The sequence below is a fragment of the Rhodococcus sp. T7 genome (genome assembly GCF_009872365.1).
In the GTDB taxonomy this organism is placed as follows: domain Bacteria; phylum Actinomycetota; class Actinomycetes; order Mycobacteriales; family Mycobacteriaceae; genus Rhodococcus_F.
In genome coordinates, this window is sequence record NZ_WXYH01000374.1 from 1 (window position 1) to 17,430 (window position 17,430).

The 17,430-nt window shown below is 66.7% G+C and carries 15 protein-coding genes and 3 pseudogenes; 9 read left to right on the forward strand and 9 right to left on the reverse strand.

The window, feature by feature from the left end:
* The coding region (otsB, locus tag MLGJGCBP_RS40300) for a trehalose-phosphatase (RefSeq protein ID WP_236581657.1) at nt 1-2,348 on the reverse strand (2,348 nt) is incomplete at its 3' end.
* A 237-nt stretch (nt 2,349-2,585) separates the two neighbouring features.
* Here otsB and MLGJGCBP_RS40305 point away from each other — a divergent pair.
* From MLGJGCBP_RS40305 to MLGJGCBP_RS40330, 6 genes and pseudogenes are all read left to right on the forward strand, one after another.
* On the forward strand, nt 2,586-4,025 hold the full coding sequence (locus MLGJGCBP_RS40305) for a DUF4389 domain-containing protein (protein WP_160102939.1): 1,440 nt from the start codon (nt 2,586-2,588) through the stop codon (nt 4,023-4,025).
* An 11-nt stretch (nt 4,026-4,036) separates the two neighbouring features.
* The gene (locus tag MLGJGCBP_RS40310) at nt 4,037-4,567 is read left to right on the forward strand and encodes a flavodoxin domain-containing protein (RefSeq protein ID WP_160102941.1); all 531 of its coding nucleotides are present in this window, start codon (nt 4,037-4,039) and stop codon (nt 4,565-4,567) included.
* A 113-nt stretch (nt 4,568-4,680) separates the two neighbouring features.
* Nucleotides 4,681-5,289 (forward strand): hypothetical protein, encoded by a 609-nt coding sequence (locus MLGJGCBP_RS40315; protein ID WP_236581658.1) that lies wholly within the window; start codon nt 4,681-4,683, stop codon nt 5,287-5,289.
* A gap of 202 nt (nt 5,290-5,491) precedes the next feature.
* Nucleotides 5,492-8,394 (forward strand): annotated as a pseudogene (locus MLGJGCBP_RS40320) (sulfatase-like hydrolase/transferase).
* Between the two features lie 201 nt (nt 8,395-8,595).
* Nucleotides 8,596-8,901, forward strand: coding sequence for a DUF4193 domain-containing protein (locus tag MLGJGCBP_RS40325; protein WP_160102943.1), 306 nt, complete (start codon nt 8,596-8,598; stop codon nt 8,899-8,901).
* A 169-nt stretch (nt 8,902-9,070) separates the two neighbouring features.
* The gene (locus MLGJGCBP_RS40330) at nt 9,071-11,116 is read left to right on the forward strand and encodes an erythromycin esterase family protein (RefSeq protein WP_160102945.1); all 2,046 of its coding nucleotides are present in this window, start codon (nt 9,071-9,073) and stop codon (nt 11,114-11,116) included.
* A 220-nt stretch (nt 11,117-11,336) separates the two neighbouring features.
* On the opposite strand, the gene MLGJGCBP_RS40335 is transcribed toward MLGJGCBP_RS40330, so the two are convergent.
* The 4 genes from MLGJGCBP_RS40335 to MLGJGCBP_RS40350 all read right to left on the reverse strand — a co-directional run bounded on the left by MLGJGCBP_RS40335 (nt 11,337) and on the right by MLGJGCBP_RS40350 (nt 13,266).
* Nucleotides 11,337-11,939, reverse strand: coding sequence for an Rv1733c family protein (locus MLGJGCBP_RS40335; protein ID WP_160102947.1), 603 nt, complete (start codon nt 11,937-11,939; stop codon nt 11,337-11,339).
* 216 nt (nt 11,940-12,155) lie between these two features.
* On the reverse strand, nt 12,156-12,323 hold the full coding sequence (locus MLGJGCBP_RS52445; RefSeq protein ID WP_236581659.1) for a hypothetical protein: 168 nt from the start codon (nt 12,321-12,323) through the stop codon (nt 12,156-12,158).
* 136 nt (nt 12,324-12,459) lie between these two features.
* Nucleotides 12,460-12,978: a flavodoxin family protein gene (locus tag MLGJGCBP_RS40345; RefSeq protein WP_160102949.1), complete on the reverse strand. Its 519-nt coding sequence runs from the start codon at nt 12,976-12,978 to the stop codon at nt 12,460-12,462.
* A gap of 78 nt (nt 12,979-13,056) precedes the next feature.
* Nucleotides 13,057-13,266: a hypothetical protein gene (locus MLGJGCBP_RS40350; protein WP_160102951.1), complete on the reverse strand. Its 210-nt coding sequence runs from the start codon at nt 13,264-13,266 to the stop codon at nt 13,057-13,059.
* 223 nt (nt 13,267-13,489) lie between these two features.
* On the opposite strand from MLGJGCBP_RS40350, the gene MLGJGCBP_RS40355 reads away from it, so the two are divergent.
* Nucleotides 13,490-13,681, forward strand: a complete 192-nt coding sequence (locus MLGJGCBP_RS40355) for a DUF1918 domain-containing protein (RefSeq protein WP_201453332.1) — start codon at nt 13,490-13,492, stop codon at nt 13,679-13,681.
* Between the two features lie 112 nt (nt 13,682-13,793).
* Nucleotides 13,794-14,690: a universal stress protein gene (locus MLGJGCBP_RS40360; protein WP_160102953.1), complete on the forward strand. Its 897-nt coding sequence runs from the start codon at nt 13,794-13,796 to the stop codon at nt 14,688-14,690.
* A 70-nt stretch (nt 14,691-14,760) separates the two neighbouring features.
* On the opposite strand, the pseudogene MLGJGCBP_RS40365 reads toward MLGJGCBP_RS40360, so the two are convergent.
* From MLGJGCBP_RS40365 to MLGJGCBP_RS40370, 3 genes and pseudogenes are all read right to left on the reverse strand, one after another.
* Nucleotides 14,761-15,276, reverse strand: a pseudogene (locus MLGJGCBP_RS40365) (esterase); the annotation flags it as partial.
* Between the two features lie 177 nt (nt 15,277-15,453).
* Nucleotides 15,454-15,861, reverse strand: coding sequence for a universal stress protein (locus MLGJGCBP_RS53890; RefSeq protein ID WP_328799671.1), 408 nt, complete (start codon nt 15,859-15,861; stop codon nt 15,454-15,456).
* Nucleotides 15,746-16,351: pseudogene (locus MLGJGCBP_RS40370) on the reverse strand (universal stress protein); the annotation flags it as partial. The pseudogene MLGJGCBP_RS40370 and the gene MLGJGCBP_RS53890, both read right to left, overlap by 116 nt.
* Before the next feature lie 237 nt (nt 16,352-16,588).
* On the opposite strand from MLGJGCBP_RS40370, the gene MLGJGCBP_RS40375 reads away from it, so the two are divergent.
* Nucleotides 16,589-16,855, forward strand: a complete 267-nt coding sequence (locus MLGJGCBP_RS40375) for an SHOCT domain-containing protein (RefSeq protein ID WP_160102955.1) — start codon at nt 16,589-16,591, stop codon at nt 16,853-16,855.
* 166 nt (nt 16,856-17,021) lie between these two features.
* Here the strand turns inward: MLGJGCBP_RS40375 and MLGJGCBP_RS40380 are convergent, their stop codons facing one another.
* Nucleotides 17,022-17,279, reverse strand: a complete 258-nt coding sequence (locus MLGJGCBP_RS40380; protein ID WP_160102957.1) for a hypothetical protein — start codon at nt 17,277-17,279, stop codon at nt 17,022-17,024.
* Nucleotides 17,280-17,430: the final 151 nt, after the last annotated feature.

Genomic DNA, 17,430 nt, shown 5'->3' on the forward strand with positions numbered 1-17,430 from the left:
TCGTCGCCGGGGTCCGCGACCGCGTGGTCGCGCCCGGTGAACAGCGTCACCGTCTTCTCCAGTGTGACTGCGCGTCCGGTCTCGATATCGACGGTGATGTCGTGACCTGTACTCCCGCCGCTGTCGAAGAACCGGTAGTGGCTCTTGCGGGGTGTACCGTCGGACCACACCGTGGTCCGTGCCGCCATCGCCACCGGAATGCGGGACCGATTCGTCTGCATGGTCAGCAGAACCGAGTCGGGCGGCAGCTCGGCGGTATGCACTCGTTCGAGATGGTCACTGGCGAGATCGCGATACCGATCGACGAGGGTATTTCGCACCGAACCGTCGAGAGCCGAACGGAATTCGACCGTCCCGGACCAGTCTTCGGCCACAATCGTCGTCTGGAGCGCACAGACATGGGGGAGATGCATTGCGACGAAACGGCGTTGGACGACCGACGTCGTCCGCCCGTCCCGATCGCGGTACCGCAACCTGCGGGTGAGCACCGCACGACGGAGGTTGAGGTACTGGCGGTAGTCGAGCAACTCGACTGCATCGACATCGAACCACGGCCCGCCGTCGACGCGGAACGTCGTCGTCAGCCAGTTCGGCACATTCACCAGGCTCTCGTTCATCAGGGCCGTGCCGGAATGCTCCTCACTCAAACGGTTGTAGACGCCCGCCACGTAGGTGCCCGGATAGTGGCCGGGCCCGGCCACGGCTTCGGGTGCACAGCCGCGGGTGGCGAAGAATCCGTTACCCACCGTGCAAATCGCCTCCCGAAGTTTCTCGGTTGCGGGGGAGTAGCTGTCGAAGAAGAGAATCCATCCCCCCGCCCGGGATGCGGCAGCGGGGTCGCGGTCGAGCACGTCCGCCAGCCGCTCGAGCAGTTCCCGAACCTGTGTCGGGGCGTTCACCGCGAACTGCGCCGCGGATCGCCGATCTTCGGCCTCGCAGCTGCGGACCACAATGCCCACCCCCTCGGCCGACACCGCGTCGAACGCGTCCTCGTCCGTCAGGTCGTCGCCGATGTACATCGGAAGGGCTGGCCCGGCATCGACGACGTGCTCGAGTATCCACTGCAGTGCCCGGCCCTTGTCCCACTCGACGTCGGGGCGCAGTTCGATCACCTTCCGACCACCGGTGACCCGGAGCGCCTCTTCCCGGCCTCCGACGTCGTACACCACCGCCGCGACCTCGTCGACGTGCTCGGGCGGCACATTCCGGTAGTGGACCGCGACGGTGAACCGCTTGCGTTCGACGAGTACACCCGGAATGTGCTGCAGACGCTCCACCAGGACCGGGGTCACCCTGTCGAGGACGGGAACGGCGGCGAGTGCGCCGGGATTCTCGTATTTCTGGCCTGCGGGCCCGGCGAGTTCGAAACCGTGGCTTCCCGCGTACCAGATCCCCAGTATGCCGACCCGCTCCCGGACATCGGCGAGGTCACGTCCGCTGATCACGGCGACGGGGCATTCGGCGGCCAATCGGGACAGTGCGGAGGCCATTCCCTCGACGAGGACCGCGGCGGCCGGATCGGGCACGATCTCGGCCAGTGTGCCGTCGAAGTCGAGAAAGATCGCTGGTCTGCGTACGCGCAGGAGTGCGGTGAGCTCGTGACGGGACGTCACCGCGTCGGGGATTTCGGAGAGCCGGCGATCGCCGGCGCGGAGCTCGACCTCGGACGGGTCCTCGACCACCACGTCGGCGCCCCGGCTCCGCAACACGGCCGCACGTTCTGATCGGCCGACGGCGATCACCAGGGCGAACCCGGCTCGGCCGGCGTCGAGGACGGCGTCCTCGCAGCCGGTGACCGCCACCGCACTCGTCAGGGGGGCGCCGAGCCGGGCCGCGGCGTCGCGCGGAGCGGTTTCGTCGATCCCGGCCGGAAACAGTTCATCGATTCCCGCGGCGGCGAGCACGTCCTTCACGTCGCCGCCCGCCGAGAACACCGCAGTCGCGACCCCCAGACCCCGCAATCGGCGCACCAGTGCCACCGTCGATTCGACGCACGGCACACCGTCGCGCGTGATGCGCGCCCGGAAGTGTTGTCCTACGCGTGCGCACAGTCCGGCGACGGTTTGTTCGTCCGCCGCCGCGCCGCGCATTCCCTGCGGCAGGGATATCCCGCGCGCTGTCAGGAAGTCGGTGATGCCCGCCGCGGTCGTGCGTCCCTCGAAGAATCGGTGATAGTCACGGTCTCGGAACGGGCTGTGGTCCACACCGCCGTCGCCTGCGCGGCGGGACAGGAAGGCGTCGAGAACCTCGGTGCATGCTGCGGTTCTCGCCGCCGCCGTGTCGACCACCACGTCGAGATCGAAGACGACGGCGCCGTGGTGGCGCAGATCGATCAGCGGTCGGGGCACGGTCTCAGTCTCCATCACACGCGCGGCGGGGCGAACGGTAAATCGGTCACGGCGCCTCCGACATCGAGCGGACAGTACCCCTCGATTCGACTCCACTCTCGACGCCCGCACTAGGGTCCACGGTCCTCGAACACACCGACCGGGAACCCGGTCACCGGTGGTGACCAAAGGCTCTCACGAGATCACCCGATCACGCCGCACACTGAAGTCGGCAACCGAGACCCGAAGGGATGATCCGTGAAACCCGGCAGGACCGTCGCGCTCGTTCTCGGCTGCGTGTGCGCTCTGGCCGGGTTCGCCCTCCTCTGCGCCGCGGTGTTCCTGGGGTGGGCCTACGTCGAACAGAACGACAACGGACACCTGGCCTCGGCTGCGGAGAGGTTTCGGTCGTCGGCGAACGCCCTCGTGTCGGAGCGAATCGACCTGCTCGACGACGGTGAGATGCCACGTGGTCTCAGCACCGAGAACGTCGGCCGGGTGCTGTTGCGGGTCACCTCGGACGAGCCCGATCGCCCGATCTTCGTCGGCATCGGCCCCGACGACGCCGTCGACAACTACCTCGCCGGCGTCGCGCACACCCAGGTGACTGCCGTCGAGTTCGGTCCGTTCCGGCCGAGCTACCGCGAGATTTCCGGCGACCGGATTCCTGAACCCCCGTCCGCGCAATCGTTTTGGTCGGTAGCCGCCGCGGGGGCAGGCACCCAGGAGGTGCGATGGGATCTGCAGCCCGGCTCCTGGACCGTCGTCGTGATGAATGCCGACGGCAGTCCCGGGATCTCGGTCGACGTGCAGGCGGGCGCCCGGTGGAATTTCCTCGGCCCGCTTGCGCTGGGCGTGCTCATCGGTGCGGTGGTGTTACTCGGCGCCGGAATCGCACTGGTCGTCACTGGAGCGATCGGACTGGGCAGCAACGGCCCACCGCCGCACCCTGTGGGCACTAGTGGGAGGGTGCCCCCGCCGGGACCGCCGAGTGCGCCCCACCCTGCGCGCCTGAGCGGTGACCTCGACGAACCGCTCTCCCGCTGGTTGTGGTTGATCAAATGGCTCCTGGCCCTGCCGCATTTCCTCGTATTGTTCTTCCTGGGTGCCGGATTCCTCGTGGCGACGCTCGTCGCTGGGGTGACCATTCTCTGCACCGGTCGGTACCCGCGTGGCTTGTTCGATTTCAATGTGGGGGTACTGCGCTGGCTGTGGCGTGTGCAGTTCTACACGTACTCCGCGCTCGGCACGGACCGGTATCCGCCGTTCACGTTGCAGCGCACCGACTATCCTGCGGACTTCGATGTCGAGTATCCCGAACACCTCTCGCGGCCTCTGGTGCTCGTGAAGTGGTGGCTCCTCGCCATCCCGCACTATCTGGTCCTCGCGATCCTCGTCGGCGGGTGGTGGTTCGGGAATGCGGCCACCGACGACGGTACCGTGAGCGGTCCCTGGGTGCTCGGTTCGCTGCTGAGCCTTCTCGTGCTGGTCGCAGCCATCGCGCTGCTCTTCACGGGGCGGTACCCCAGGCCGCTGTTCGACCTCGTGATAGGGATCAACCGCTGGGCATATCGGGTCATCGTCTACGCGGCATTGTTGCGGGACGAGTATCCGCCCTTCCGTCTCGATCAAGGCCCCCAGGAGCCGCCTCAGCCCATCCTGCCCCGGGACCAGAGCCGGGCCGGTAATCAACCGTGAGAGAGGACACCATGCCGATACTGGTCGGGCACGCGACCGCGAAGGGATCCACTCGTGGAATCGCCGAACATATCGCCACGAGGCTCGATCGCGCGGGTGAGGTCGTGGACCTCCGCCCCCTCGCGGACGTGACCTCGATACGCGAGTACGAGACGCTCGTCGTCGGCAGCGCGATCCACAACGGACAATGGCTCACCGAGGCCACAGCCTGGATCGAACGCCTCGGCCCCGCCCTGACCGGCCGGGCACTATGGGCGTACTCGGTGTCGTCGGTCGGAGCGACCAGCACCATCCTGTCGCCGCGGCTGGCGCGGTACCTGCGCCGGGTCACCCCGGAACCTCGCGCGGTGCAGATTCTTCGGTCGACGGCGGACGTGCGGGACCACCGGTCCTTCGCCGGGGCGATCGCTCCCGGCGACTGGCCGGGATTCGGCCGGATCGTGTTCCGGGTGATGGGCGGGCGCTACGGTGACGCCCGCGACTGGAACGACATCGACAACTGGGTCGCCGCCATCCGCGCCGATGTCGTGCGGGACAGATGATGACCCGCACCGGGCCCGCGCCGTCCAATCCCGACCACCGATCGCAAGGGGAGGTCCGCGGGCTGTCACCCGGTCGATGGATCGTCCTGTGCGCCGGCGCGGAAGCGATCGGCATGACAGCCGCCGCTCTCGCCGCGAAACTCGCCCAGCATGTACTCGGCGACGATCGGCAGGCCACGACACTGGCGTTGGCGGTGCTGGTGGCGGGCGGACTCGTCGAGGGCGGTGCCCTGGGCGCCCTGCAGGCGAGCGGACTACGGCGCCGACTTCCGCAGTTGAACGCGCGTCGGTGGCTGTGGGTCACCACGGCGGTCGCCGGACTGGGATGGGCGGTGGCGTCCGTTCCCGGCGTGCTCACCCCCGACGACGGGGCGCCGGAACCGGCGCTGCCCCTCGTGCTGGCCGGTGCCCTCGCCCTCGGGGCGGTCATGGGTGCGATCCTCGGTGCCGCGCAGGCGACGACACTTCGTCGCCTGGTCCGGCGACCCGCACGGTGGGTGCTCGGCAACACCCTGGGCTGGCCTCCCACGATGGCCGTGATCTTCCTGGGTGCGACCACACCCGAGAGCACCTGGTCGACACCGTCGGTGGCCGCGCTGGGAACCGTCACCGGTCTGGTCGCCGGAACCGCGCTGGGCGTCGTCACCGGACGATTTCTGCCCGGTGACGACGACATCGTGCCCGCGCACGCCCGATCGAGTGCGCCGACCCGCCCGATGTGAACCCGCCGCACCGAGGCTGCGGTCGCGCACCGACCTCGGCTGCGGTGAGGTCCCACCGGCTGAGCTCACAGACGGTGGAACCAACCGGTGGTCCCGAAGTCGAGGACCTTCTCCTCCTTGTCGCCCGCAGGGGCACCGACGAGCATCGAGAAGAGAGTCCGTCCCCGTTCCGAGGGACGACACATCCGATGCGGAGAAGCCCATGAGTGACGACACCACGCTGGTTCTCGTGGCCGGATACCAGGATCTCGGCCGCGGTCACCTCGACTTCGACGCCCTCGCCGATCAGGTGCGCGAACGGACGATCGCGCTTCGCGGCGCGGTGCTGGTGGCCAAGGACGCCGAGGGCAACGCCACCCTGGTCGACACCGGTGACCATGCGGGCCGAAAAGGCGCCGGCTGGGGTGCCGCCGTCGGTCTCGCGGTCGGCCTGTTCGCGCCGCCGATGCTTGCCGCGGTCGCGGTGGGCGCGGGAGCCGGCGCGCTGGTCGGAAAGTTCACCGACCACCGGATCAAGAGCGGACTGGAGGACAAGATCGGCGAAGCGCTGACCGCGGGCACGTGTGTGGTGATCGCCGTGCTGCCGGTGTCGAGCCGGCTCCCGGTGGAGCGGGTACTCGCTGGAGCGCCGATGAAGTCGGTGGTGGAAGTCGACGGAGCGAGCCTGCGAGACCTCGAATCGGCATTGGCCGAGGCGATGGGCAAGTTCGAGCCGGACCGGACGCGGCTGCCGATCCCGGATCGCACATTCGGCGGGACGATCGGCCGAACACTCGATCAGTCGGTCGAGGACTGGACGATCGTGCCCGGACCCCAGGCCCCCGACGGCGCCCCGAACGTGCTGATCGTGCTGATCGACGACGCCGGGTTCGGTGGACCGGACACCTTCGGCGGCGCAATACATACCCCCACCCTGACCCGGGTCCAACAAAAAGGTCTCACCTACAACAGTTTTCACGTCACCGCCGTCTGCTCACCCACCCGCGCCGCGCTGCTCACCGGACGCAACCACCACCGCGTCGGCTTCGGATCGATCGCCGAATATCCCGGCCCGTTTCCCGGCTACACAGCTGCGCGTCCGAGAAGCTGCACGGCACTGCCTCGAATTCTGCGTGAGAATGGTTACGTCACTGGTGGTTTCGGAAAGTGGCACCTCACTCCCGACAACGTGCAGGGGGCCGCTGGCCCGTTCGACCACTGGCCGCAGGGGTGGGGCTTCGACCACTGGTGGGGATTCCTCAGCGGCGCCGCCGGCCAATACGACCCGATCATCACCCAGGACAACTCGGTTCGCGGCGTCCCCGAAGGTGAGGACGGCGAGGCCTACTACTTCCCCGACGACCTCACCGACAAGGCCGTCGAGTGGTTGCACGCCGTCCGGGCGCAGGACCCGAAGAAGCCGTGGATGATGTACTACTCCACCGGGTGCAGCCACGCACCGCACCACGTGCCCCGGGAATGGGCGGACCGATACGCGGGGAAGTTCGACGAGGGCTGGGACGTCTACCGCGATCAGACCCTCGCGCGACAGAAGAACCTTGGCATCGTCCCCGAAGACACCGAACTGACCGACCGACCTGATCTATTCCCCGCGTGGGATTCGTTGTCCGAGGCGCAGAAGAAGCTGTATGCCCGGCAGATGGAGGTCTTCGCGGGATATTCGGAGAACGCGGACTGGAACGTCGGCCGTCTCCTCGACGCGGTGGAGGACCTGGGCGACCTCGACAACACGCTCATCCTCTACATCTGGGGTGACAACGGAGCCAGCATGGAAGGCACCGTCACCGGCTCGTTCAATGAAATGACCTTCCTCAACGGGGTGGTGCTCGATGCCGAACACCAACTGAAGCTGATCGAGGAATACGGCGGGATCGACGCGCTCGGCAGCGATCACACCGCTCCACACTTCGCGGCTGCCTGGGCGCATGCCAACAACACCCGTTCCAGTGGGGCAAGCAGATGGCCAGCCACCTCGGCGGGGACCGCGACCCGATGGTTCTGGCGTGGCCGAAACGGATCACGCCCGACAGCAAGATCCGCGGGCAGTTCACCCACTGCATCGACATCGCCCCCACCGTCCTCGAGGCCGTGGGGCTGCCCGAGCCCGGTGTGGTCGACGGCATCGATCAGGAGCCGATGGACGGAACCAGTTTCCTCTACACCTGTACCGACGGCGACGCCGCGGAACGGCACACCGTGCAGTACTTCGAGATGTTCGGGTCCCGCGCCATCTACCACGACGGCTGGTGGGCATGCACCCGACTGGACAAGGCGCCCTGGGACTTCTCACCGGAGACCATCCAGCGATTCGCCCCGGGCGTCTACAACCCGGACAACGACCTCTGGGAGCTGTACTACCTCCCCGGGGACTTCTCCCAGGCGAAGAACATTGCCGGTGACCATCCCCAGAAACTCGAGGACCTCAGGGCGCTGTGGTGGCGCGAGGCCGAACGCAACCGGGCCCTGCCACTACTCGGCGGGATGTCGATCTTCTTCGGTCTCCTCCCGCCGATGCCGACGACGACCCGTTTCACCTTCAAAGGTGATGTCCAAAATATTCAGCGTGGCATGATGCCCCGCATCCTCGGCCGCTCCTACTCGATCGAGGCGCACCTGACAGTGCCCGACGGCGGCGCCGAGGGCGTCATCGCCGCCAACGCCGACTTCATCGGCGGATTCGCGCTCTGGGTCGACGACACCGGCAAACTGCACCACACCTACTCCTTCCTCGGCGTGGAGACCTACAAACAGGTATCCGAGACCCCGATCCCGACCGGCGAGATCACGGTGAAGATGCAGTTCGACGCCGACGAGCCGAAGCCCGGCACCAGCGGTCATGTGACCTTGTGGGCCGACAACGAGGTCATCGGTGAGGGCGACATGCCCCGCACGGTGCCGGTGGCCTTCTCGTCGTACGCCGGCATGGACATCGGCCGCGACAACGGTCTCGTCGTCGACCTCGACTACGAGAACAAAGCCCCGTACGCATTCACCGGGACCGTGAAGGAGGTGGTGTTCGACCTCCAACCGGTTCACCACGACGCGGAGAAGGCCCTCCACGCACACGACGCGGTGCAGGCAGTCGGACGCGGGGCGTCGGGGTGACCGCGGCGGAACGAAATGGACGGGTGCGATGATTGGGACCGCACGACGCGTCTGCTCCGCGGCCGCGCACCGGCTGGGGCCTCACGAGGTGCGGAAGTGCCCTGCATCAGGTGACCAAAGGACACTGCCGGTACGCACTGGCGGCTCCTAGCATCGACACCAACCGAAAGCCCGCTTCGTGGCGGGGATACGGAGGTTGTCATGGTCACCGATTACGACGCACCACGGCGCGCCGACATCGAGGATGACGAAACCGCTGACTCTGTCGAGAAGTTGGCCGGCCGCCGGCACCAACCGTCCTCGGTGATCGACGAGGACGTCGACGCCGAGGAGGAGGTGTTCGAACTACCCGGGGCGGACCTGTCGGGTGAGGGGGAGCTGAACGTGCGCGTTGTGCCGAAGCAGGTAGATGAATTCGTGTGCTCCGGCTGCTTCCTTGTGTACCACCGCTCACGCCTAGCCGCCACCAAGGACGGCATGAAGTTCTGCCGAGACTGCGCAACCTGAGCCGGCCCGGACGGATCGCCGTAAATCCGGCGTCGCTCGATGACGTCCCGGTGCCGAGGTCGCGAAAGGGGTAGCCCTTGGTGCCATTCGGCCCTGTCGCCGTCGGGTGGCACGCGGCAGGATCGAAAAGGAAGCGTCGGTCGGATATGCCTGAGGGAGGGCCTATTCCATGAGCAACTCCACGAAAACCTCCGCGGACAGACCGGAACACGTCTTCCAGGATCGTCGGGAGGCAGGCCGTGTCCTGGGCGAGTTGCTCGAGGCCTACCGGACGGATCCTCGGGTCGTCGTGCTCGGCCTCGCCCGCGGCGGCGTTCCCGTTGCGTGGGAGGTAGCCGCGGCGCTGGATGCGCCGCTCGACACCTTCGTCGTCCGCAAACTCGGAGTGCCCGGACGCGAAGAGTTCGCGATGGGCGCACTCGCAGGCGGTGGCGCGATCGTCCTCAACGACGACCTGCTTCGCGACCTCGCCATCACCCCGCGCCAACTGCGTGAGGTCGTCGACCGCGAGGGTCGCGAGCTGATTCGGCGGGAAGCGGAATACCGAGACAATCGGCCGCCGCCCGACGTCGCCGGCAAGGTCGTGATTCTCGTCGATGACGGTCTGGCCACCGGGGCCAGCATGTTCGCGGCGATCGCCGCCCTACGACAGCAGGAGCCCGCTCAGATCGTCGTCGCGGTCCCCGCCGCACCGGAATCGACGTGCCGCGAACTCGGGGCGATGGTCGACGATGTGGTGTGCGCGACGATGCCCTTCCCGTTCCGGGCGGTCGGCGCCTCGTTCTGGAACTTCCGCCAGGTGACAGACGACGAGGTCCGTGATCTCCTGACCACGCCGACCATCGGCCGCGGTCGGCACGAAGCGCGGATCCTCGAGTTCGCCTCTGCGGCAGGGGTCGTGCGACTCGCCTGCAGAGGTGCACCGGGTGGCATTCCCTCCCGAGCGGACGTCCTCGACATCGTCGGTGACGCCCGTGTGGTGCTCATCGGAGAGAGCTCACACGGGACTCAGGAGTTCTATGCGGCCCGTGCCGAAATGACACGAATCCTGATCGAGGAAAAGGGATTCACGGCCGTCGCGGCGGAGGCTGACTGGCCGGACGCCTACCGCGTCAATCGCTATGTGCGCGGACAGGGTCCCGACACTTCGGCCGAGGAAGCGCTGCGGGGATTCGAGCGTTTCCCGGCGTGGATGTGGCGCAACACCACCGTCCTCGACTTCGTCGCCTGGTTGCGCCAACACAACGACAGCTGCGGCCCGGACCGTGCCCGTCAAGCGGGGTTCTACGGACTCGACCTCTACAGCCTGCATCGGTCCATCCGAGAGGTGATCGACTACCTCGACCGCGTCGATCCGGAGGCGGCCCGCCGCGCGCGAACGCGCTACTGCTGCTTCGACCACGCCGCCGGGGAAGACGGCCAAGCATACGGCTACGCCGCAGCCTTCGGCGCCGGCGAATCCTGCGAGAGGCAGGTGGTCGAGCAACTGATCGACCTGCAACGCCACACGATCGACCATCTTCTCGACGACGGCACGGACGCAGAGGACCACCTGTTCTACGCCGAACGCAACGCGTGGAGCGTGCGCAACGCCGAGGAGTACTACCGCACGATGTTCCGAGGACGGGTCGCATCGTGGAATCTGCGTGACCGCCACATGGCCGACACCCTCGACGCCCTGATCGCGCACCTCGACCGACGGGCGGACACCCCCGCCCGTGTCGTGGTGTGGGCCCACAATTCGCACGTCGGTGACGCCCGTGCCACCGAGGTCGGCGCACACGGTGAGTTGACCGTCGGCCAATTGGTCCGCGAACGCTACCCGCAGATCTGCCGCCTCATCGGCTTCACCACGTACTCGGGAAGCGTCACCGCCGCCGGCGAATGGAATGGTCCCGCCGAACGCAAGACGGTGCGAGCCGCGCTACCGAGCAGCGTCGAAGAACTCTTCCACGAGGTGGGAAAGGAGTCATTCCTCGTCCGGATGCAGGACGGGCCGGTCGCCGACACCTTGCGGACTGCCAGACTGGGGCGGGCAATCGGGGTGATCTACCGACCCGACACCGAGAGGCAGAGCCACTACGTCCACGCGCGGCTGGCCGACCAGTTCGATGCGGTGATCCATATCGACACCACCCACGCCCTCGAACCCCTCGAATACTCGAGCCTCTGGGTGGATGGTGAGCGGCCCGAGACCTACCCGTTCGCCCTCTGACCACTCGACCGCTGCCGCGCGCGAGAATGCTCGCGGTCGTTGTCGAGCAAGGGTGGGGCCACGCACCCCGTTATCAAGGTGCCGTTGCCCACTTCGATCTCGACCTTGTTACCCACCGAGGCCTTGCGGACGTCGCCGTCGCGCGCTCGATCGGCACTGCGTTCGATCCCGCCTCGTTGAGTTGGCCTGCAAGAACACGCTGAGTGGCCGATCGAGGGGATCATCGAACCGGCGATCCGGGTGCCTGTCCGAGGCTGCTCCATTCCCTTTGCCACTGCGCTAGATGATGTTTCGTTATCAGCGAGTGGACTCCGACCAGGAGTACGCCGTTTATGACAGTCCCCAGGGACCAGAAGGCGAGCGCTGCGACAACTGCTTCGAAACCGTTTTCGGTGCCGGTGTTCGGTGTTGTCATGTAGTTGCCGTGCGAGTCGACCCAGATGGTGACCGTCTGCCCGGCCTTGTCCCCGATGCCGGTCGCCACGTCGCCGGTGTGCTCCGTGCCGTTCACCGACCAGTGCGCCGGTGCACGGTCTGGGCCGACCGGTCCACGAACTGGCACGTCTCCCATCGGTGGGAGGGGATTGGCCAGCAACACGGCGGATACCTGCTGCTCCGTCTGCCGGGCGATGCGCGCTTCGTCGGTGAGACGGGTGTACGTCGCGGTGCCGAAGGCGCAGGCGAAAGGAACCAGAAGGAGGACGAACATCACCATTACCAGAACGACGGTGGATTCGACTCGGTCACCGCTCCGCGTGAGTGAGTTACAGTTCCACGGGCCCAGACGCCACCAGCGGGTGAATGATGCGTCACTCTCGTTCATCACGGCCTCCCCAAGTCGCCTCACCTGCCAGTCTCGTACCCGGATTCCGCCGGCCATAGGGCCAGAGGTGAGCAACCCCGGGCGACACTCGGGGACTTACGTCACATCTGCCGACAGGTCGCAGGACACGAATGTTCCTTATCGACAAGCGCCGATGTACCGGTTCTGCGCGCCATTCGCACCTACCGCGCGGTGTCAGGTCGGAGGTGGAACAGATCACGATCGACACAGGAGAATCTCGGCCCGGGCGTGGGTGAGGACGACTGGGTCAACGGTGTCCGGCGCGAAGGCGAAAGCCCCGTAGTTCAGCGTCTCGAGGCTGCGTGATCCCTGGAACAGACCGCAGTCCACCAGAATGCGCCGGTCCTCGAACGTAAATTCCATGCACGAACCGGCTACCGTCTTCGCGGCTCCGTGGAAGGTGAGTTCATTGATTCGCCATGGGAGGGTCCTCCGAGGTGGCTTGGCTCTGGCTGAAGTCGGCGTGCGACCGCGGGCATGCACCGAACACGAGGTCGGATCACTGATGCTGCGCGAGCACTCGCCCCCATTGCTCGGCCCGCGCCGCTTCGTCGTCCTCGAGGTGCGACTCCTTGTCGACGAGGAAACTCTCCGACTCCGCGACGAGATCGAACCCCAGGTGGCGAAGCTTCTTCTCGATACCTTTCGATGCCCTTCCGGTCAACAAGGGGGGTGCATCCGCGCGGGTGTCGAACGCGACGGCCCTGCCATGTGAGGGCGGAAGCGACGAGAGCCATTCTCGAATACCTTCACTGGTGGCATCCGGCTCGAGCGTGACCGTGCTGTCGGGCTTGCGCGCGGTCGCTTCGGCGCCGCGGCGCGTCGACTCCCGGCTCATCCCGTGTACGTGCGTCGGACCGCCGACGATCAAAAGGTCGTACGCGGACACGTCCTCCTCACGTGCCTTCGACACCGGAACAGTTTTCACCGCACCGATGGTGGCCACGCCACGGGCGATCGCTTCGGCGACGTGACGGGTGTTTCCGAACATCGACTCATAGACGACTAGTGTGCTCATGATCTCTTCCTCCTGTAACGAGCGCCGGTCGGGGCGAGTGGACCCGACCGCAGGTGCCGTCCTCCGACGGGAGGACAGTCACGACACGCGTTGATCGTGATCGGCGTCGAACACGACGCGCGCCCACCAGTTGGCCAACGGACTCGGATCGGGCCACGTCACAACGTCGGGTTCGGGCACCGGAACGCGCTGCTGGCCGCCTCCTGCATTCGACGGCGGGATACGCCGGGCCGCGGGGGCCGGCGGTGCCGCTGCAGGCAGTCGGCGTTCTCTGGGTGCTGGCTTCATGGCGATTCCAACCGGAGAGGTGTTCTTATGCCATCGAACCCGCACGGTCCGGCCCCCGACTAGGGCCGACCGTCACTTCTCGGCCACCACCGCTCGTAGGCTCCCGGCCGCTGCGGGTGCCCACAGGTGCCGAAAGCCTCTTCCCCGCCGCCACCCCCGCCACCGACAATCGAACCCGCTACGCACCAATCGACCATGTGGGTTGTGGCGGACGGAGATCGGAATGCATGCAGAACCGGGGGATTGGCTGGTGGTGAAGGGCACGATCGTCGACACGCCGGACGAGGTCGGACAGATTGTCGAGGTCCGTCAGGCCGACGGCGGGCCGCCGTATCGTGTCAGGTGGTTGCGCAACGACCATGAGGCGCTGGTCTTTCCGGGACCCGACGCGCATGTGGTGACGGCCGCCGACTAGCTGAAGTCGGACAGTCACGAGCGGACCCGCATCGCCGAACTTCAGCAGGCGATCGCCCGACAGCCCCATGCCCGCCGAGCCTGACACGTGTTATCCGGAGAAGGAATAGACCGTGAGCACTCTCGCCAACAGGCAAGCCATCGTCGTGGGTGTCGACGGCTCGGAACGGGCGTTGCGGGCTGCGGTGTGGGCTGCGGCGGTAGCCCAGCGGAAAAACGCGCCTCTGCATCTGGCGCACTCGCTGCCAACCCCCGGATATCACTTCAGCGAGGCGGCACTGCTGTTTCAGGACGAATTCGATGCGGAGGTAGAACGATCCGCGGAAGAGATCCTTGATCGGGTCGAGCGCCGAGTGCGGCAGGAATTCCGGGATATCCGGTTGTCGCGCAGCACCCATCCCGGGCCTGCAGGACAGGCCCTCGTCGCAATGAGCGAACATGCGGAGTTAGTGGTGGCCGGCGCCACCGGTGCCGGCACGATGAAGTCGCTCGTCACCGGTTCGACAGTCATGCGAGTGATCAACCACGCGCATTGCCCCGTCACGGTCTTCCGGTCGCAGAGTCGATCCCCGGTGCCGGACCACAGTCCCGTCATCGTCGGTGTCGACGGCAGTGACCTCAGTGCACAGGCCGTCGAGTCCGCGGTCGAGTTCGCGACATTGTTCGAGGTTCCGGTCCTGGCAGTGCACGGCTGGGGTGCCGGTGACATCGTGGGTCGGCGGCCGGCGGAGGAGCAGGTGAATTGGAAGATCGTGGCGGAGGAACAGGCCGTCCTGGTGGCAGAGAGTCTGGCCGGGTGGCGAGAGAAGTATCCCGACCTGCAGCTGACAACGATCATCGAGGAGCAGAATCCCGCAGAGCTTCTTCTCGAATACGCCGATGATGCCCAACTGGTCGTCGTCGGAAGCCACGGCCACAATCGGTTCGCCGGCTCCCTGATGGGATCGACCAGCCAGAATCTCCTGCATCACGCGATGTGCCCAGTGATGATTTGCCGCACCGACACGTGAGCGGCCTGTGCTGCGGTATTCCTCAGGGTGCACACACGCGGAGCTGTACAGACGTGGATCGCGCTGCGGCTTACAGTCGGCGCGCGATCGATTCGGCCGTTGCACCCAGTTCGGCAAGTCGTAGGCCGGCCAGCGGGGTGAGGGTGTTGCCCATCCGATTGGTCACGAATGCCACTGACCGGCCGGTGTCAGGGTCGGCGAATGCACCGGAGCCACCGAGACCTTCACCGATCTGCGCGACCGTTTCCTTGCTCAGGAATCGGATGCCGTCCACCATGCCGTGGTTGGCGATCGCCGCACACACGCGCGCCGGTGCCCGAGCATTGAACACCCAGTTCCAGCCGGGCATCAGGTGGTCGTGGATCGCCGGGTTGTGGACGAGTTCGTCGAAGCCTTCCGGCATGCCTGCGGCGGCCAGGTTCTTCAACCCGGGCGTTCGGGACAGGGCGAAGGACGTCACACCCCAGGGGATTCCGAAAGGATTAATGCGCGGAAAGAGTTTCGCGATGTGGCGACGCTCCTGATCGGGGACCGGGAACCAGAACTCGCGGAGGGCGAGCGGCTCGGCGACCGCGGTGCGGACCAGGTACTCCCGGCGGGAAGCGACGTGGTCGGATCCGCTCTGGTTCAGGACTTCGTGGGCGTGGGCATGACGTGCTCTTCCGTGCATTCGGAGGTCGCCTCCTGCGTCCTCGTCGAGTTGTCTATACATCGTCGGACGCCTCCGAACCATTCCAATTCGGCACAGCGCACGAGTGAATTGTCAGCTCCGGACGATCATCAGCGGGCAATGCGAGGCGCGAAGCAGAGCCCGGCTGGTGGAACCGAGCATCAGCGCAGTGAACCCGCCGCGTCCTCTGCTCCCGGTCACCACGAGCTGCGCGTGCCGCGACTGTTCGACGAGGTGATGCACAGGCCGATCCCAGATCACGACCTTCCGCACCGCCACATCCCGGGTACGGATCGGCCCTCCCGGCCAGACTCTCGGACAGCACCGCCTCCTCCGCGGTGGCGACCGCGGGCCACCCGAGATCGTGGTCGTTGCGGTCCACCGTGAATACCGTGGCGATGTCGAAGTCGCTCCACGCGTGCACCGCCACCAGGTCCGTGTTCCGCAGCCGTGCCTCCTCGAACGCCGCCCCGATCGCAGGCTCGCTCCGCGCCGAGCCATCGACCCCCACGACAACCGGGCCGTCGAGAACCGCGTCGTCGGAATCGGGCATCCCGCGGACCACCACGACCGGGCACGGCGCGTGGGTGGCCAACGCCATGCTTACCGAGCCGACAAGCCCACCGGTGAACTTGCCGAGTCCGCGAGATCCCACCACGACCATCCGCGCCGTCGTCGCCAGCTCGAGCAACACAGCGGCCGCAGAACCCTCCCGCAATGTGCGATGCACCGTCAGGGACGCTGCTCCCGCCGTCTTCGCCGCCCATTCCGCGGCAGCCCCCAGGTGCCGTCGCCCCACGAACTCGAGGTCCGTGTAGGCGCCGGCGGCCAAGTTGACCGCGTCGCCGAAGGTGCCGGGTCGGACAACGATCGCGGAAGCGAGCAAGAGCGGGACCGACCGGAGCACTGCCTCCCGGGCGGCCCCCCGAGCAGCGTCGAGAGCGGCGGCAGAGCCGTCGACACCCACTATGACGGGGGCGTCTGCGCGCATCAGGATCTCCTCAGTCGCTTCACGGTCGATGACTTCTCCAGAATCCGGCCGCGCCCACAATTCACGTAGGGCCGAACGTCCCTTCGCTGCCGGCGGAGGTCTTGCAAGGTGACCTGGGCAGGAGCCGAAAGGCTCTGTGCCCGGGTTCGACAGAGCGGGACACTGGAGGCACGGGAGCCGCCGACCCGCCGACCGAGCGAAAGCGGCCGCCACCGAGGAGTAGGAGGCCTCGCCGTGATGTACGACTACGAACCCGGCTGGGGTTGGGGTTGGGGGTATGTACTGATGTTCGTTGGGATGGCGCTGTTCTGGGGATTGCTCGCACTCGGCGTCGGCGTACTCGTCCACTACGTCGGGCGCAACGCGTCGACGCCGCCGGGGCACACACCGTCCGCGCTCCACGGAGCCGAAAAGCTTCTGGCGGAACGCTTCGCGCGAGGAGAAATCGACGACACCGAGTACCGGGAACGCCTCACCACGTTGAGGACGCACGGACCGCCATGACCCCGGACCGCGATGACGCCGGGGACTGCCGCAGTGGAAGGAGGTGACCACGATGGATGCGATGCAGATGATGCACCAGTTCATGATGTGGCTGCACTTCATGGGCATACTGCCGCCCATGAACATGATGCCGATGTGATGTGCGGACCGCGGGTATCTCGGGGAGTCAGAACGAGTTGACTCCCCGCAGGACGGCCATCGGCACGGCGGGGATCATCAGGCCGACACCCACCGATGTCGTCCAGGCCGCGATATCTCGCCCATGCTCGGTGCGGAAGGCGATCAACCCGATCAATACCAGAGCGGACGACACGCCGAGCAGCTCGAACGGGGAGAGCTGGGTGAGCGCGACCACCCCGACCAGCGCCGAGGCAACGACCCACGGCCATCGGAGTCTCGGCACCTCGGAATGGATCTGGTACATGGTTGCTCCTTCCCCCGGATGGGCACATTCGGTCGCCACTCAGCGTCCGTCGCCTGCGGCAGGCGGGAAAGAGTATTTCGGCACTGGAGCAGCCCCAAACTCTCCGAAATACTCGAGCGTGAAGCGAGACCCGAGTCGAGAAGTGCCCGAC

What these genes read in the sequence shown, in the direction of transcription:
- MLGJGCBP_RS53890 (WP_328799671.1), bottom strand. Translation starts at nt 15,861, where the DNA reads ATGGCTCGGCGCGGAGCGAGCCTGCGATCGGGGCGGCGTTCGAGGAGG.
- MLGJGCBP_RS40330 (WP_160102945.1), top strand. Translation starts at nt 9,071, where the DNA reads ATGAGCAACTCCACGAAAACCTCCGCGGACAGACCGGAACACGTCTTC.
- MLGJGCBP_RS52445 (WP_236581659.1), bottom strand. Translation starts at nt 12,323, where the DNA reads ATGGAATTTACGTTCGAGGACCGGCGCATTCTGGTGGACTGCGGTCTG.
- MLGJGCBP_RS40310 (WP_160102941.1), top strand. Translation starts at nt 4,037, where the DNA reads ATGCCGATACTGGTCGGGCACGCGACCGCGAAGGGATCCACTCGTGGA.
- MLGJGCBP_RS40325 (WP_160102943.1), top strand. Translation starts at nt 8,596, where the DNA reads ATGGTCACCGATTACGACGCACCACGGCGCGCCGACATCGAGGATGAC.
- MLGJGCBP_RS40375 (WP_160102955.1), top strand. Translation starts at nt 16,589, where the DNA reads ATGTACGACTACGAACCCGGCTGGGGTTGGGGTTGGGGGTATGTACTG.
- MLGJGCBP_RS40345 (WP_160102949.1), bottom strand. Translation starts at nt 12,978, where the DNA reads ATGAGCACACTAGTCGTCTATGAGTCGATGTTCGGAAACACCCGTCAC.
- MLGJGCBP_RS40315 (WP_236581658.1), top strand. Translation starts at nt 4,681, where the DNA reads ATGACAGCCGCCGCTCTCGCCGCGAAACTCGCCCAGCATGTACTCGGC.
- MLGJGCBP_RS40380 (WP_160102957.1), bottom strand. Translation starts at nt 17,279, where the DNA reads ATGTACCAGATCCATTCCGAGGTGCCGAGACTCCGATGGCCGTGGGTC.
- MLGJGCBP_RS40335 (WP_160102947.1), bottom strand. Translation starts at nt 11,939, where the DNA reads ATGAACGAGAGTGACGCATCATTCACCCGCTGGTGGCGTCTGGGCCCG.
- MLGJGCBP_RS40350 (WP_160102951.1), bottom strand. Translation starts at nt 13,266, where the DNA reads ATGAAGCCAGCACCCAGAGAACGCCGACTGCCTGCAGCGGCACCGCCG.
- MLGJGCBP_RS40355 (WP_201453332.1), top strand. Translation starts at nt 13,490, where the DNA reads ATGCATGCAGAACCGGGGGATTGGCTGGTGGTGAAGGGCACGATCGTC.